The sequence below is a fragment of the Mycobacterium colombiense genome, from assembly GCF_001672755.1.
GTDB classification, from domain to species: domain Bacteria; phylum Actinomycetota; class Actinomycetes; order Mycobacteriales; family Mycobacteriaceae; genus Mycobacterium; species Mycobacterium colombiense_C.
Genome location: NZ_LZKI01000195.1, coordinates 25,742 through 40,511 on the forward strand (window position 1 = coordinate 25,742; position 14,770 = coordinate 40,511).

Consider the following 14,770-nt stretch of genomic DNA (forward strand, 5'->3'; position numbering starts at 1 on the left):
CCTGGACGTCGTAGGCTCGTGGGTGATGAGCAACTCAACGCAACGGGATGCGGAGGACACGCGCGGCGAGCCGTCGCGCGCGGCTGACACCGATCGCATCCAGATCGCGCAGTTGCTCGCGTATGCGGCCGAACAGGGACGCCTGCAGCTCAACGACTACGAGGACCGCCTGACCAGGGCTTATGCGGCCACCACGTACGAGGAACTGGATCAGCTGCGGGCCGATCTGCCGGGGACGCCGATCAGTCCCCGCCGTGGCGGCAAGCCCAATCCGGCGCCCTCGACGCTACTGCTGGCATTGATGAGCGGCTTCGAGCGCCGCGGCCGATGGAACGTCCCGAAGAAGCTCACCACCTTCACCCTGTGGGGCAGCGGGGTGGTCGATCTGCGCTACGCCGACTTCACCTCGACCGAGGTCGACATTCATGCGATGTCGATTATGGGTGTGCAGAACATTTTGCTGCCGCCCGAGGTCAACGTCGAGGTGCACGGCCGCGGCGTGATGGGCAACTTCGACCGCGCCGTCCTCGGAAAGGGCACGCCCGGGGCGCCGACCGTCCACATCCGCGGCTTCTCGCTGTGGGGCGGGGTCGGCATCATCCGCAAGGCCCGCCGGCCGCGCGGCTAGCAAGACGTTTCAGTCGGGCACGTAATCGAACGTGTCGGGGTTGGGGCCGTTGCGTCCCGACTCACCCTTGTTCAGCGCGGAGATCGCGTCCATGTCGGAGTCGTCCAGCTCGAAGTCGAACAGCTCGAAGTTCTCTTTGACGCGTTCCGGCGTCACCGATTTCGGGAAGACGATGTCGCCGCGCTGAATGTGCCAGCGCAACACCACCTGCGCCGCCGACTTGCCGCGCGCATCGGCGACGCGGTTGATCACCGGATCGTCGAGCACCTTGCCCTGTGCGATGGGTGCCCACGCCTCGGTGGCGATGCCGTGCTCGCGCCCGTAGGCCCGGACTTCGTCGTTGCCGAAATAGGGATGCACCTCGACCTGGTTGACCGACGGGACGGTGTCGGTCTCGTTGGCGAGCCGATCCAGATGTGCGACTTGGAAATTCGACACACCAATGCTGCGAGCGCGGCCATCGCGCGCGAACTCCTCGAACACTTTCCACGTCGAGACGAAGTCGCCGTCGTAGAGCGTGGGCAGTGGCCAATGGATGAGGAACAGATCGACGTAGTCGGAATCCAGCTTCTTCAGCGTCTCGTCGAAGGCGCGGCGCGCGTCATCGGGCCTGTGAAATCCGTTGTTGAGCTTGCTGGTGACGAAGACATCGCCGCGGTCGAGACCCGCATCGCGAATGCCTTGTGCGACTTCCTTTTCGTTGCCGTACATTTCTGCGGTGTCGATGTGGCGGTATCCGATCTCGAGCGCCGTCTTCACCGCCGCCGCGGTCTCGTCGGGCTTGATCTGGAACACCCCGAAGCCCAGCTGCGGGATGCTGACCCCGTCATTGAGTTTGATCGTTGGAACCTGGCTCATACGTCTCCTCCTTTTGAGTCCCTGTACCCAGTCCAAAGCACGCCTACCCCTGACCGGGGTTGCCCAGCGCGGCGATCAGCGTCGGCGAGACCGCAGGTAGTCGCCGACCACGGCCGCTCCTAATCCGTCGAGATCGGGCACCACGACCCGTCCCTCGACCCGCCGGGCGACCTGGTCGATGAACCGGGCCAGGCCCGGGTCGCTGCCCAGTCGGAAAATGGTGATCTGGGCGCCCAGCCGCGCCATCTCGTCGAAGCCGCGCACGGTGTGGGCGATGGTCCGCGGATGCGGCGGATAGTCGAAGAACACGGTCGTGCCGTCGCCGTCGAAATCCTCCAGGTGCGCGGTCGGCTCGCCGTCGGTCACCACTAGCACCACGGGCTGCGCGTTGGGATGGCGACGCAGATGGCGACCGGCCAGCGCCAGCGCGTGATGCAGATTCGTCCCCTGCTCGTAGACTCCCTCGAGGCCGGTGAGCTCGGCGGCGGTCACGGTCCGGGCGTATCGGCCAAAAGCGATGATCTGCAAGGCATCCGAGCGAAAGCGCGTGCACACAAGATGGTTCAGCGCCAGCGCCGTCTGCTTCATGGGCAGCCAGCGATTCTCCATCACCATGGAGAACGAGGTATCGACCAGCAGCGCGACCGCGGCCTGCGTACGCGTCTCGGTCTCGGAGACCTCAACGTCGTCGACGGTGATCTTCACTCGTCCGTCCGGGCCATCCAGGGTGGCGGTTCCCGATTGCCGCAGAACGGCATTGGTCAACGTGCGGGAGATGTTCCACGGCTCGGTGTCGCCGAACTGCCAGGGCCGGGTGGCGCCGGTGAGTTCGCCGGCCGCTCCGGCACGCCGATGGTCGCGCTCCCCGCGGCGACCGGAAAGTTGTTGTGCTACATCGCGTAGCGCGGTCTCGCCGAGTCGGCGCATGGCCTTCGGTGACAGCCGCCACTGGCCGTCGGAGCCGCGATCCAAGAACCCCTGATTGACCAGCGCGCGTTCCAATTCGGCGAGCGTCCGGGCGTCGACGGCCGCCTCGTCACCGAGCTGGCGCGCCAGCGCGTCCAGGTCGACGTCGTCCATGGTGGCGCCCGGATAGCTCTGCGAGAGTTGCTCGGCCAGTTGCTCCAGCTCGGCGATGTCGGACAGCGCCTGGGTGCCCTCCCCCATCCCGAACGGGTTGTCACCCGAGAACTGTTCGGACCCGCTCCAGTCCTCCCCGGGCCGGGCCGCCTGCAGGTGCGCATCGAGCCGGTTCAGCGCCTGCATCAGCGAGGGCGAGCCAAAAGCCTGCTGCGCCAACGCATCCAGCTCTGCGCGCTGCTCGGCGCTCAGGCTGTTGCGGAAGCGCTGCGCGGCGGCGGCACGCTTGGCCAGGGAGTCCAGCAGCTCATCGACGTTCTGCGGGTTCTCCGGGAAGAACTCGCCGTGCTTGTCCATGAAATTTTCGAAGTCTTGCTGGGTGTCCTCGCCGCGGGCGTGCTTGTCCAGCAGGTCGTTGAGGTCGTTGACCATGTCGTTGACCCGCTGGCGATCCTCGTCGGTGGCGCCTTCCAGGGCCTGCTTCATGCCCGCGAAGCGTTGGTCGAGCATCTCGCGGCCGAGCAGATCCTTGATCTGGTCGTACTTTTGGCGCGCCTCGCCGCTGCGCCAGTTGTAGTCGGAGAGCTCCTGGACGGCCTTGGCCGGCGACGACGGCAGCGCGTCCAGTTGCAGTTCGCCGAAGCGGGCGTCGTCGTCGAGCGCGCGGGCCAGTTCCTTGCGTTCGGCCAGCACGGCCTCGTCCAGGAGTTTCTTGATCTCCTGCAAGGTTCCGTCTAAGTTATTGCGCCGCAACAAATCCCGTCGCCGCCGGTTGGCCTCGGCGGCCAGCCGGTCGGCACCGGGCAGGTTCTTGGTGCCGCGGCGCAGCAGCTCCGACAGCGCACGGCGCGGTGACGTGCCGGCCATGACATCCTGGCCGATCTGTTCGAGCGCCTCGCGCAGATCCACCGGCGGCGCCAGCGGGTCGGGCCCGCCGGTATACGCCGAGTAGCGCGAGGAATGCCCTTTAGCCATAGACGGTTTGACCCTCCCCGGATACCTTGTCGATGCGCTTGGCCAGATATAGGGCCTCGAGCGCCAGTTCCAGCGCCGCGGCGCGTTCGCCTTCCGACTGCGCACCGAGCTTGGCCGCCACCTTGTCCACTACGGGCAGGTTCGGGACCGCGGCCAGCACGTCCTTGGCCGATACCCGCTCACCCGTCGTCACCGCCGAACCGCCCTCGACCGCGCTCACCAGTGAACCGACGTCGATGCCGCCCAGCACCCGCGACGCGGTGTCCGCGGTCGCGCGCCGCAGCAGGTGTTCGAGCACGGCCTGCTCGCGGCCCTCCTCGCCGGACTCGAATTCCAGCTTGCCGCGCAGGACGTCGATCACCGTGCCCAGGTCGACAACCCGGGCCACCGGATCGGTCTCCCCCAGCACGGCACCGCGATGCCGCGCGGCGGCGGCGACGGTCTCGGCCGCGGCAATCGCGAACCGTGCCGACACCCCGGAGCGTTGATCGACGGAGTTGGACTCCCGCAGGTAGCGGGCGAACCGCGCGATGATCTGCATCAGGTAGTCGGGAACCTGGGCCGACAGGTGCGCTTCCTGCGCGATCACGCCCACTTCCGCGTCCAGCTCCAGCGGATAGTGGGTCCGGATCTCCGCGCCGAAACGGTCTTTGAGCGGGGTGATGATGCGGCCCCGGTTGGTGTAGTCCTCGGGGTTGGCGCTGGCGACCACCAGCACGTCCAGCGGGAGACGGAGCGTGTAACCGCGGACCTGGATGTCGCGTTCCTCCATCACGTTGAGCATCGACACCTGGATCCGCTCGGCGAGGTCGGGCAGTTCGTTGACCGCGACGATGCCGCGGTGCGCGCGCGGGATCAGGCCGTAGGCGATGGTCTCCGGGTCGCCCAGGCTGCGGCCCTCGGCCACCTTGATCGGGTCGATGTCGCCGACCAGGTCGGCGACGCTGGTGTCCGGGGTGGCGAGCTTTTCGGTGTAGCGCTCGCTGCGGTGCTTCCATTCGATCGGCAGGTCGTCGCCCAGGGTGGCGGCCTTGCGGATGGACTCCGGCGTGATCGGCGAGAACGGGTGCTCACCCAGTTCGGCCCCGGCGATCACCGGCGTCCACTCGTCGAGCAATCCCGTCAGCGCGCGCAGCAGCCGGGTCTTGCCCTGGCCGCGTTCACCGAGCAGAACGAAGTCGTGGCCCGCGATCAGCGCCCGCTCCAGCTGGGGCAAGACGGTGTCGTCGAATCCCAGAATGCCCGGCCAGATGTCTGCGCTATCCGGCCCGTCGGCTAAAGCGGTGAGCAGATTTTCGCGTATTTCCTGCTTGACTCCCCGTTCACGATGACCGGCGGCACGCAGTTCGCCGACTGTGCGGGGCAGGTTGCTCGGTGACGTCACCACTCCACGCTACGACGCGCGCTCTCACGAGTCATGCCAAGGGCGTTCACTACACGCTTATTGACACCCGCGTCGCCCGCGCACACCGTGGCTAGTGCGCGAAGTGACGCGCCCCGGTGAGATAGAGCGAAATGCCGGCGTTGGCGGCCGCCGCGGTCACCTCGTCGTCGCGCACCGATCCACCGGGGTGCACGATCGCCTTCACTCCCGCGCCGGTCAGCGTCTCGAGTCCGTCGGGGAACGGGAAGAACGCGTCCGAGGCCGCGACCGCGCCGCGCACCCGGTCGCCACCGCGTTCGACGGCCAGCCGCGCGGCGTCGACCCGGTTCACCTGACCCATGCCGACGCCGATGGTGGCGCCGCCGCCGGCGATCACGATCGCGTTGGATTTCACGGCGCGACAGACGCGCCAGGCGAACACCAGGTCGGCCAGCGTCGCCGGATCGGCGGGTGAGCCGGTGGCCAGCGTCCAGTTCGCCGGGTTGTCCCCGTGCGCGTCGAGCTCGTCGCGCTGCTGCACCAACAGGCCGCCGCTGATCGGCCGCAGCTCGGTGCCACCGCTCAGCGGCTCCGAACCCACCAGCACCCGGATGTTCTTCTTGCGGGTCAGCACCTCCAGGGCGGCCGGCTCATAAGCGGGCGCGACGATGACCTCGGTGAAGATGGTGCTGACGTACTCGGCCATCTCCAGGCTAACTTCGGTGTTGGCCGCGATGACCCCGCCGAAGGCGCTCAGCGGATCGCACTCGTGCGCCTTGCGGTGTGCGTCCGCGACCGATGCCGACGAGATGGCGATCCCACATGGGTTGGCGTGCTTGATGATTGCCACGCAGGTCTGCTCGTGATCGAAGGCGGCCCGCCAGGCCGCGTCCGCATCGGTGAAGTTGTTGTAGGACATCTCTTTTCCGTGCAGCTGCTCGGCCTGCGCCAACCCCGGCCAGGCGCCCGGGTCGCTGTACAGCGCCGCCTGCTGGTGCGGGTTCTCGCCGTAGCGCAGCATCGCCGAGCGACGCCAGCTGCGGCCCAGCCACTTCGGGAAGGTCGTCGGCGGGTGTTCGGGAGCCAGCGTCGACTCCATCCAGCTCGCGACCGCGATGTCGTACTCGGCGGTGTGCTGAAACGCCAGCGCGGCCAGCTTTCTGCGCTCAGCGAGGGTAAAGCCGCCTTCACGCACCGCGGCGAGCACTCCGTCGTAACCCTGCGGGTCGGTGATCACCGCAACGCTGGGGTGGTTTTTCGCCGCGGCCCGCACCATCGACGGGCCGCCGATGTCGATCTGTTCGACGCATTCGTCGATGCTCGCCCCGGAGTCGACGGTCTCGGTGAAGGGATACAGGTTGACGACGACGAGCTCGAACCCCGCAATCCCGAGCTCCTCGAGTGCGGCGGCGTGCTCGGGCTTGCGAAGGTCCGCCAGCAGTCCCGCGTGCACGCGCGGGTGCAGCGTCTTGACGCGGCCGTCGAGGACTTCGGGAAAACCGGTCAGCTCCTCGACCCGGGTCACCGGAATGCCTTTGTCGGCAATGACCTTCGCGGTCGATCCGGTCGAGACGATCTCGACGCCCGCGCCCGCCAGACCCTGGGCGAGGTCGACCAGCCCGGTCTTGTCGTACACGCTGATCAATGCGCGCCGGATCGGCCGTTTGGCGTCTTCGCGCCAGTCGTCGGTGCTCATCGGTTCGTCGCCTTTCGTCCGATCGTCGCTGTTCTCCCGACCAGGGTCAGGCCGCCGGTTGCGATCGCGGCCACCACGTCCACCAGGAGCTTGCGTTCGGTGACCTTGATGCGTTCATGCAGAGTCTCTTCGGTGTCGCCGTCGAGCACCGGAACGGATTCCTGCGCCAGAATCGGCCCGGTGTCCGTCCCTGCGTCTACCAGGTGCACCGTACAGCCTGTGACCTTCACGCCGTAGGCCAACGCGTCGGCCACTCCGTGCGCGCCCGGAAACGCCGGCAGCAGCGCGGGATGGGTGTTGATGACGCGGCCGTAGAACCGCGAAAGAAACTGTGGTCCAAGGATTTTCATGAAGCCAGCGGAGACCACCAGGTCGGGTGAGTGCGCGGCGGTGGCCTCGGTGATGGCTGCGTCCCAGGCGTCGCGGTCCGGGTGATCGCCGAGCCGGACGGTGAAGGCGGGCACGGACGCGGCCGCGGCGATCTCGGTGGCCAGGCAGTCGCGGTCGGCGCCGACGGCGACCACCCGGGCCGGGTAGTCCGCGACGGCGGACGTCAGCAGTGAATTCAGCAGCGACCCGGTGCCCGACGCCAGCACCACTACCCGCGCCGGTGCGTTCGGGGGCACATGGAGCGGTTCGACCACATCGGCGAGCCTACTGGCGACGTCATCGCCCCGACGATCAGGCTGGCCGCAGGGGAATTGCCCGCCTCGAGCGACAATCACCTGGTGGCGGACCGCACCCCGCCGCGGTTGTCGCTACGAGGCGAGCGAAAGGCCTAATCCCCGGAATCTCGCTCGGTCGCGCGCGGCTCCGGTTCGGTCGGGAGCGGCGCGTCGGCACCGGCCGGCGCGTCGGGTTCGGTGGGGCCGCCGCCAGCGGCGACCACATCGTCCGCAGGCACGTCGCCCACATCGTCCGGATGCGCATCGGCCGAATCCGCCGGAATCCCGTCTATCCGCTCCGCGTCCTCGGGCAGCCGATCGTCGTCGAAAACGCCGGCGAAGTCCGCGGGTTCCTCGACAGCCGCGACCGGCGCGGGCCTGGGCTTGATCCGTCGGGGACGACGCATGATCCCGCCGCTCATCACCACGGTGATCCCGCCGACGACCACGAACCAGAAGAACACGCCGACGAGCAACGCGCCCTGGTCCACGCCGACGTGGCCGAAGTTGCCCAGCTGGCCGCTGCCGGCGTAAGCGAGCAACGACATCACCAGCGTCCCGCCGACCGCGGCGACCAGCAGCTTGGCTGCGGCCGCGAGCGGTGGCAGCGCACGCCGGGCGCACTGCTGGCCGACGGCCACGCCGGACGACGCGCCGATGATCAGCAGCGCCACCCAGACCGGCCCCAACGGTGGCCTGGGGACCGCGGCCAGCACCGGCAGGGCCGGGATGTCGCCGCCGAACACGGTGAATGAACTGAAGGTCGCGAACCCGATATGCGCGCTGGAGCCGACGGCCATCGCCGCGGTGCCCACAATCACGTTGGGCGCGTAGAGCATTGACAGCAGGGTGAGGCTGAACTCGCCGAAGATCGAATCGGTGATGCCGTAGAGCTCCTGCATGGTCGACCAGTGCACGACCAGCGACCCGGCGGCTACCAGACCGGACAGCCCGAGCAGCGCCAGCAGACCGGCGGATGCGGCGCGCACGGAGTCGCCGAGCCAGAACGGCAGCGACGCGGCCGCCAACGCGCGCGGCCCCACCCGGGACCACACGCCGATCCCGGCGCCGGCGGCATGCACCACGAGCACGCTGAGGAACGCGCGCAACGCGCTGGGTGTTTGCAGCTCGGTGATCACCGAGGACGCGTCGTGGATGACCGCCAGGGCGATCGCCGCCATCAGCAGCGGGCCGCCCAGCGCCGACGCGACGACCCAGCGGACGACCAGCCACGACGAGTGGGGCGTGGTGGCGCGCGCCGTGCTGCGCGCGGTCGCCCAGATCATCAGGAGGACCGGCAGCAGCGGCATCACACCGAGTTCGCGGCCACCGATCGAGACCGGGACCTGGTGCACGCCCAGCCACATGCTGGCGATGGCGCCCAGCGCGCCGGTCATGTCGCTGTTGGCGATCAACAACTGGATCAGCGTGACCGCGGCGATGATGACCAACGCCACCACTGCCGGCGCGAACGCGACCCTGACTAGGTCACGCGCCTGGCGAGCGCCCGCTGCCCGGTTGTCCTCCACCCGTGTCACTCTGGGGCACGTCCCCGACTAGGCGCGACAGCGCACGGTCAGGCGGGCGCTGGCCCAGACGGTGACGACCCCGACTGCTGCTCCTGGCCGAACTGCTGGCCCCCACCCTGCTCGGAGAAGTTCGTCGTCGCCGAACCGGCATCCGATCCGCCGACGTTCGGCGGCGGGCTGAAGCTGGGGAAACCGGTGGGCGGCGTGGACGGGCCGTGCTGCTGCGCGGACGGCTGGGGACCCGACTGCGGCGACGGCTGAGCACCGAAACCGCCGGTCGGAACGCCGCTCTGGGTGGGCGCCGCGCTCGGCGAATAGCCGCCGTACTGCGACCCGTATCCCTGCGGCGACTGCTGCTGACCCCCGTGCTGCTGGCCGCCGGGCTGCTGTCCGTAATACGGCTGCTGGCCGTACTGGCCGTATTGCCCGTACTGGTTGTACTGCGCGTAGGGGTCGTACTTGGGCCGGGGCGCCGGCGCGGTGATCACCCCGGACTCCAGCAGGACCACGACGACCGCGGCGATCGCCTGCAGCACGACGGCCGCCACCAGCGGCCACATCGCCCAGCCGATCGCGAACCCGGCGGGCAGGTTGATCGTCTCGGTGATGGCCAGCAGCGCACCGAGGACCGCGATCACCGCGACGATTCCCGGGTAGTTCTTGGTCTTCGGCAGCAGGCCGAGCCCGGCGAGCAGCGCGGCCAGCACGGCAACCACCACCGCGGTGCCGGCGTCGCCGGCGCGCCCACCGATGCCCGGGCCGAGGTCGGCGCCGATGGTGAAGGTGGGTCCGAAGTTCAGTAGGTACGCCGCCAGACCCAGCACGACCACCGCGATGTTCAGGAAGAACGGCAGCTTGCTCGTTCCGTCGTCGTCCTTGGCGAAGGACGGTGTGGCGCCCGCATAGCTGCCGCCGGGTTGCGCCGGTGGATAGCCCGGGCTTCCGGGAGAGTAGGTCATGGCTCCTCCTGTTGCTTCCAGTGCCTTGAACTGCCTAGCGGTCGCCACGGTTGCAGTGCAACGCTGTGCTTCCAGGCGCCTCGCTGAGTTAGCGACGCGGTCGATCACCCACGCTAGCGCACGTGCGGCAACCCGTGCCGCTGCCACCGGCTTGGACGGCGCGGCCCACACGGACGGCGGCGCGAGCCCTTCGCGAGACGGTCCGTGTCACAACGGCTTGCTCAGCAGAGGTAGAACACGTTCTAATTCTCTGCATGGATTACGGGCTTGTGCTTTTTACCAGCGATCGTGGCATCTCCCCGGCGAAGGCCGCGAAGCTCGCCGACGACCACGGCTTTCAGACCTTCTACGTGCCAGAACACACTCACATTCCGGTGAAGCGCGAGGCGGCTCACCCCACGACGGGCGACGAATCGCTGCCCGACGATCGCTACATGCGGACACTAGACCCATGGGTAAGTTTGGGTGCCGCGTGCGCGGTCACTTCGCGGGTGCGGCTGTCCACCGCGGTGGCCCTGCCCGTCGAGCACGACCCGATCACCCTGGCGAAAAGTATTGCCACCCTTGACCACCTGTCCGGCGGACGGGTCAGCCTGGGCGTCGGGTTCGGCTGGAACACCGACGAACTCGCCGACCACAACGTGCCGCCGGGCCGGCGCCGCACCATGCTGCGCGAATACCTCGAGGCCATGCGCGCGCTGTGGACCGAAGAGGAAGCCCAGTACGACGGCGAGTTCGTGAAGTTCGGTCCCAGCTGGGCCTGGCCCAAGCCGGTGCAGTCGCACATCCCGGTGCTGGTGGGCGCGGCGGGCACCGAGAAGAACTTCAAGTGGATCGCCCGCAGCGCTGACGGGTGGATCACCACCCCGCGCGACTTCGACATCGACGAGCCGGTGAAGCTGTTGCAGGACACCTGGGCGGCCGCGGGGCGCGACGGCGCCCCGCAGATCGTGGCGCTGGACTTCAAGCCGGTGCCCGAGAAGCTCGCCAAGTGGGCCGATCTCGGCGTGACCGAGGTGCTGTTCGGGCTCCCCGACAAATCGGAGGACGAGGTCGCCGCCTACGTCGAGCGGCTGGCCGGCAAACTCGCCGCCCTGGTCTGACGCTCAGGCCAGCGTGGCCCGGTTGTCCTTCTCGGTCGGCCTGACCACGATCGAGGCCCCGAGCGGCTCGCCGCCGCTGAGCAGGCCGACCAGATCGGGGTCCTCGCTCAGGGCCAGGAAGCGGCTGCCGTCGTCGTCGAGCCGGCCGACGATGAGGCCGGTGTGCACCGGCCAGTCGTAGCGCACGGTGTAGGTCTCGATGGTGGCCGGACCGTCGGCCTTGATAGTCACCGGCACCTTGGGGCGGGCGGCGACCTCGGCGCGCAGCGCGGCGCTGTTGTCGGGCGTCCAGTTCACCGGCGTGGTCGAGTACACCCCGACGGAATACTTGCTCATGATCCCGCCGTTGGCGGCGACCAGGCCGAATTGGCCTGGGAGGTCCCGCATTTCGCTGACCGTCTCGGCGATGCCGTGCAGTGAGTAGTTGTTGCCGGGTCCGCCGAAGTACGGCAGGCCGCCGGTGAGCGTCAGCCCGCGAGGATCGTCGGTGGCCAGTCCCATCCCGTCGCAGAAGTTGAACACCGGCACCGGAAAGCAGCTGTAGAGGTCGAGGGTCGAGATGTCGTCGATGGCCACGCCGGCGCCGGCGAGAGCCTCCCGGACCGCGAGCACCGAGGCCGAGTTGCGCGTCAGGTCGAGGCGGTCCAGCAGCGGCTGGTCCACCATGTCGGCGTGGCCGTGCAGGAACACCCAGCGTTCCTCGGGCACGCCGAGCCGGCGGGCGGCGCCCACCGACATCAGCAGCGCGGCCGCCCCCTGGTTGACCTGGTCGCGCGCCACCAGCAGCCTCGGGTACGGATCGCAGATCATCCGGTTGGACGCGGTGACGGTGATGAGCTCGTCGACGCTGCGCTCCACCGGGGACGACGCGAACGGGTTCTTCGCCGCCACCTTGGTGAACGGGGCGAACAGCTCGCCCATCTGGCGCCGGTAGTCGGCCACGCTCAAGCCGAGCCGGGCGCGGCGCGCGTTCTCCAGCAGCCCGTACTGGGCCGGCGCTCCAATGAGTCCGTGCGCGACGGTGTAGTCGTCGAACAGGCCGTCGTAGCCGTAGCCGCGGTCCTCGAGGGAGCCCTCGACCGTGTCGGAGTGGTCCGGCTTATCCCGGTCGGCGAAATACCGGATGCTGGAAGTGTTTTCGGAGCCGACGATCATCACGACCTCGGCGTCGCCCGAGGCGATGACGCCGGCGAACTCGGTGACCAGATGCTGGGGCCCCTGGCCGCCGATCGGCTCGAGAATCGCGCGGCCCGGTGCGGCCCCGATGCGCTTGGCCACCGAGCGCGGATAGTTGTTGGACTTGCCCATCGGCGCCGGTGTGCGCCCGGAGAGCTCGAACTGCCGGATCGCGGCGACGGTGTCGATGGCCGCGGCAACGGCGGTGGCGGCGGCCCCGGTGTCATGCAGTGCGGCCTGCGCCGCTGCCGTCGCCAGTTCCACCGACGACATCCCGCGGTAGCCGGAGTCCTCGATGCGCTCGGTGAACTGCCCCACCCCGACGATGACGGGGGTGTTCGGGTCGAGATTCATAGACCCACTATCTACCGAGGGCCGGGCCCCGGCCAAATCCGGGGCCCCTGCGCGGAGTCGGCCCTACAGGCTCTTCAGGATCTCCCGGGCAAGCTCCGCGGTCTCCGACGGCGTCTTGCCGACCTTGACCCCGGCCGCCTCCAAAGCTTCCTTCTTGGCGGCCGCGGTGCCCGACGATCCGGACACGATGGCGCCGGCGTGGCCCATCGTCTTGCCCTCCGGCGCGGTGAATCCCGCGACGTAGCCGACGACCGGCTTGGACACGTTGGCCTTGATGTAGTCGGCCGCACGCTCCTCGGCGTCACCGCCAATCTCACCGATCATCACGATGACCTTGGTGTCGGGGTCCTTCTCGAAGGCCTCGATGGCGTCGATGTGGGTGGTGCCGATCACCGGGTCGCCGCCGATGCCGATCGAGGTGGAGAAGCCGAAATCGCGCAGCTCGTACATCATCTGGTAGGTCAGGGTGCCCGACTTGGAGACCAGGCCGACCGGGCCCGGTCCGCTGATGTTCGCCGGGGTGATGCCGGCCAGCGCTTCGCCCGGGGTGATGATGCCCGGGCAGTTCGGCCCGATGATGCGCGTCTTCTGCCCCTTGTCGACGTTGTAGGCCCACGCATAGGCGCTGTCCTGCACCGGAATTCCCTCGGTGATGACGACCAGCAGCGGGATCTCGGCGTCGATGGCCTCGATGATCGCGTCCTTGGCGAACTTCGGCGGCACGAAGACGACCGACACGTTGGCACCGGTCTCCTTCATCGCCTCCGCGACGGTGCCGAACACGGGCAGCTCGACGTCCTTGCCGACGGGGTCGACGTGCGACACGGTGGTGCCGGCCTTGCGGGCGTTCACGCCACCCACCACCTGCGTGCCGGCCTTCAGCATGAGCGCGGTGTGCTTGGTGCCCTCACCACCGGTGATGCCCTGGACGATTACCTTGGAGTCTTTGTTCAGGAAGATCGACATCTCTTGTGTCCCTTACTTGTTCGCCAGCTCGGCGGCTTTGTCGGCGCCGGCGTCCATGGTCTCGGCCTGGATCACCAGCGGGTGGTTGGCTTGGGCCAGGATGCGCCGACCTTCGTCGACGTTGTTGCCGTCGAGCCGCACCACGAGCGGCTTGTTGGCCTCGTCGCCGAGCATGTTCAGCGCGGTCACGATGCCGTTGGCGACGGCGTCGCACGAGGTGATTCCCCCGAACACGTTCACGAACACGCTCTTGACCTGCTTGTCGTTCAGGATGACGTCGAGGCCCGCGGCCATCACCTCGGCCGACGCGCCACCACCGATGTCCAGGAAGTTGGCCGGCTTGACCCCGCCATGCTTCTCGCCGGCGTAAGCGACGACGTCGAGCGTCGACATCACCAGGCCCGCGCCGTTGCCGATGATGCCGACCGCGCCGTCCAGCTTGACGTAGTTGAGGTCGTGCTCCTTGGCCTTGAGCTCCAGCGGGTCGGTGGCGTCGCGGTCCTCGAACTCGGCGTGGCCGGGCTGACGGAAGTCGGCGTTGGCGTCCAGCGTGACCTTGCCGTCCAGCGCCAGGATCTGGTCCTGTGGGTCGCGCACTAACGGGTTGACCTCAACCAGGGTGGCGTCCTCGGCGACGAAGACCTCCCACAGCTTGTTGATCGTGATCGCGGCGGCGTCGAGCACCTCGGCGGGCAGGTGGCCCTGCTCGGCGATGGAACGCGCGGTCGCCAGGTCGACACCCTTGACGGCGTCCACCGGAACCTTGGCCAGCCGGTCGGGCTTGGTGGCGGCCACCTCTTCGATCTCCATGCCGCCCTCGACCGAGCACATGGCCAGGTAGGTGCGGTTGGCGCGGTCGAGCAGGAAGGAGATGTAGTACTCCTCGGCGATGTCACTGGCCTCGGCGACCAGCAGCTTCTTCACGACGTGTCCCTTGATGTCGAGACCGAGGATGTTCTTGGCGTGCTCGTAGGCGTCGTCGGGGGTCGCCGCGTACTTGACGCCACCCGCCTTGCCCCGGCCGCCGACCTTCACCTGCGCTTTGACCATCACCGGACGACCGATCTCGGTGGCGATCTCGCGAGCGCCCTCGGCGGTGTCGGTCACGCGTCCCGGCGTAGTCGGTACGTTGTGCTTGGCGAACAAATCTTTTGCTTGATACTCGAAAAGGTCCATGGACTCTCTGTCTTCGCTCGACTCAACTACTAGGCCTCTTGGTGGGCGGTGCCGCACTCGGCAACTCGCACGGACGAACTGTATCCACCCCTCGAACAGCTCTTACCGCCGCGTCCGCCGATGTGGCACAGCTCACCGGCTAGGGGTTGACCGCCCGCGTGATCCAAATCACAATTCGGCCCGGATTTTCCAACGAGGTTGCCAGCCCCGCGCGTTAGCGGATACCTTCCTAGGGTCCAGAT

General features: G+C 68.2%; 12 protein-coding genes. 2 read left to right on the plus strand and 10 right to left on the minus strand.

Annotated features, from left to right (window positions below; genetic code table 11):
- Positions 1 to 25 precede the first annotated feature (25 nt).
- Positions 26 to 628 carry a DUF1707 SHOCT-like domain-containing protein gene (locus A5708_RS24940; RefSeq protein WP_065031173.1) on the plus strand — a complete coding sequence of 201 codons (603 nt, stop codon included), beginning with the start codon at positions 26 to 28 and terminating at the stop codon, positions 626 to 628.
- Positions 629 to 637: 9 nt separating this feature from the next.
- Here the strand turns inward: A5708_RS24940 and A5708_RS24945 are convergent, their stop codons facing one another.
- The 7 genes from A5708_RS24945 to A5708_RS24975 all read right to left on the minus strand — a co-directional run bounded on the left by A5708_RS24945 (position 638) and on the right by A5708_RS24975 (position 9,753).
- Positions 638 to 1,486 (minus strand): aldo/keto reductase, encoded by an 849-nt coding sequence (locus A5708_RS24945; protein ID WP_065031174.1) that lies wholly within the window; start codon positions 1,484 to 1,486, stop codon positions 638 to 640.
- Positions 1,487 to 1,561: 75 nt separating this feature from the next.
- A complete protein-coding gene (locus A5708_RS24950; RefSeq protein ID WP_065031175.1) occupies positions 1,562 to 3,541 on the minus strand; it encodes a vWA domain-containing protein in 1,980 nt (659 codons plus the stop codon).
- Complete coding sequence (locus A5708_RS24955; RefSeq protein WP_065031176.1) at positions 3,534 to 4,928, minus strand: ATP-binding protein; 1,395 nt, start codon at positions 4,926 to 4,928, stop codon at positions 3,534 to 3,536. The genes A5708_RS24950 and A5708_RS24955 overlap by 8 nt, the downstream gene beginning before the upstream one ends.
- Positions 4,929 to 5,016: 88 nt before the next feature.
- Complete coding sequence (gene purH / locus A5708_RS24960) at positions 5,017 to 6,600, minus strand: bifunctional phosphoribosylaminoimidazolecarboxamide formyltransferase/IMP cyclohydrolase (RefSeq protein ID WP_065031177.1); 1,584 nt, start codon at positions 6,598 to 6,600, stop codon at positions 5,017 to 5,019.
- On the minus strand, positions 6,597 to 7,244 hold the full coding sequence (gene purN, locus A5708_RS24965) for a phosphoribosylglycinamide formyltransferase (RefSeq protein ID WP_065031178.1): 648 nt from the start codon (positions 7,242 to 7,244) through the stop codon (positions 6,597 to 6,599). The genes purH and purN overlap by 4 nt, the downstream gene beginning before the upstream one ends.
- Positions 7,245 to 7,378: 134 nt before the next feature.
- The gene (locus A5708_RS24970; protein ID WP_081293085.1) at positions 7,379 to 8,794 is read right to left on the minus strand and encodes a DUF6350 family protein; all 1,416 of its coding nucleotides are present in this window, start codon (positions 8,792 to 8,794) and stop codon (positions 7,379 to 7,381) included.
- 47 nt (positions 8,795 to 8,841) lie between these two features.
- Positions 8,842 to 9,753 carry a DUF5336 domain-containing protein gene (locus A5708_RS24975; protein WP_065031180.1) on the minus strand — a complete coding sequence of 304 codons (912 nt, stop codon included), beginning with the start codon at positions 9,751 to 9,753 and terminating at the stop codon, positions 8,842 to 8,844.
- Positions 9,754 to 10,007: 254 nt separating this feature from the next.
- On the opposite strand from A5708_RS24975, the gene A5708_RS24980 reads away from it, so the two are divergent.
- Positions 10,008 to 10,856 carry an LLM class F420-dependent oxidoreductase gene (locus tag A5708_RS24980; RefSeq protein WP_065031181.1) on the plus strand — a complete coding sequence of 283 codons (849 nt, stop codon included), beginning with the start codon at positions 10,008 to 10,010 and terminating at the stop codon, positions 10,854 to 10,856.
- Between the two features lie 3 nt (positions 10,857 to 10,859).
- On the opposite strand, the gene A5708_RS24985 is transcribed toward A5708_RS24980, so the two are convergent.
- From A5708_RS24985 to sucC, 3 genes are all read right to left on the minus strand, one after another.
- Complete coding sequence (locus A5708_RS24985; RefSeq protein WP_065031182.1) at positions 10,860 to 12,386, minus strand: acetyl-CoA acetyltransferase; 1,527 nt, start codon at positions 12,384 to 12,386, stop codon at positions 10,860 to 10,862.
- A 63-nt stretch (positions 12,387 to 12,449) separates the two neighbouring features.
- Positions 12,450 to 13,352 carry a succinate--CoA ligase subunit alpha gene (gene sucD, locus A5708_RS24990; RefSeq protein WP_065031183.1) on the minus strand — a complete coding sequence of 301 codons (903 nt, stop codon included), beginning with the start codon at positions 13,350 to 13,352 and terminating at the stop codon, positions 12,450 to 12,452.
- A 12-nt stretch (positions 13,353 to 13,364) separates the two neighbouring features.
- A complete protein-coding gene (sucC, locus tag A5708_RS24995) occupies positions 13,365 to 14,528 on the minus strand; it encodes an ADP-forming succinate--CoA ligase subunit beta (protein WP_065031184.1) in 1,164 nt (387 codons plus the stop codon).
- Positions 14,529 to 14,770: the final 242 nt, after the last annotated feature.

What these genes read in the sequence shown, in the direction of transcription:
- A5708_RS24940 (WP_065031173.1), top strand. Translation starts at nt 26, where the DNA reads ATGAGCAACTCAACGCAACGGGATGCGGAGGACACGCGCGGCGAGCCG.
- A5708_RS24945 (WP_065031174.1), bottom strand. Translation starts at nt 1,486, where the DNA reads ATGAGCCAGGTTCCAACGATCAAACTCAATGACGGGGTCAGCATCCCG.
- A5708_RS24950 (WP_065031175.1), bottom strand. Translation starts at nt 3,541, where the DNA reads ATGGCTAAAGGGCATTCCTCGCGCTACTCGGCGTATACCGGCGGGCCC.
- purH (WP_065031177.1), bottom strand. Translation starts at nt 6,600, where the DNA reads ATGAGCACCGACGACTGGCGCGAAGACGCCAAACGGCCGATCCGGCGC.
- A5708_RS24975 (WP_065031180.1), bottom strand. Translation starts at nt 9,753, where the DNA reads ATGACCTACTCTCCCGGAAGCCCGGGCTATCCACCGGCGCAACCCGGC.
- A5708_RS24980 (WP_065031181.1), top strand. Translation starts at nt 10,008, where the DNA reads ATGGATTACGGGCTTGTGCTTTTTACCAGCGATCGTGGCATCTCCCCG.
- A5708_RS24985 (WP_065031182.1), bottom strand. Translation starts at nt 12,386, where the DNA reads ATGAATCTCGACCCGAACACCCCCGTCATCGTCGGGGTGGGGCAGTTC.
- sucD (WP_065031183.1), bottom strand. Translation starts at nt 13,352, where the DNA reads ATGTCGATCTTCCTGAACAAAGACTCCAAGGTAATCGTCCAGGGCATC.
- sucC (WP_065031184.1), bottom strand. Translation starts at nt 14,528, where the DNA reads ATGGACCTTTTCGAGTATCAAGCAAAAGATTTGTTCGCCAAGCACAAC.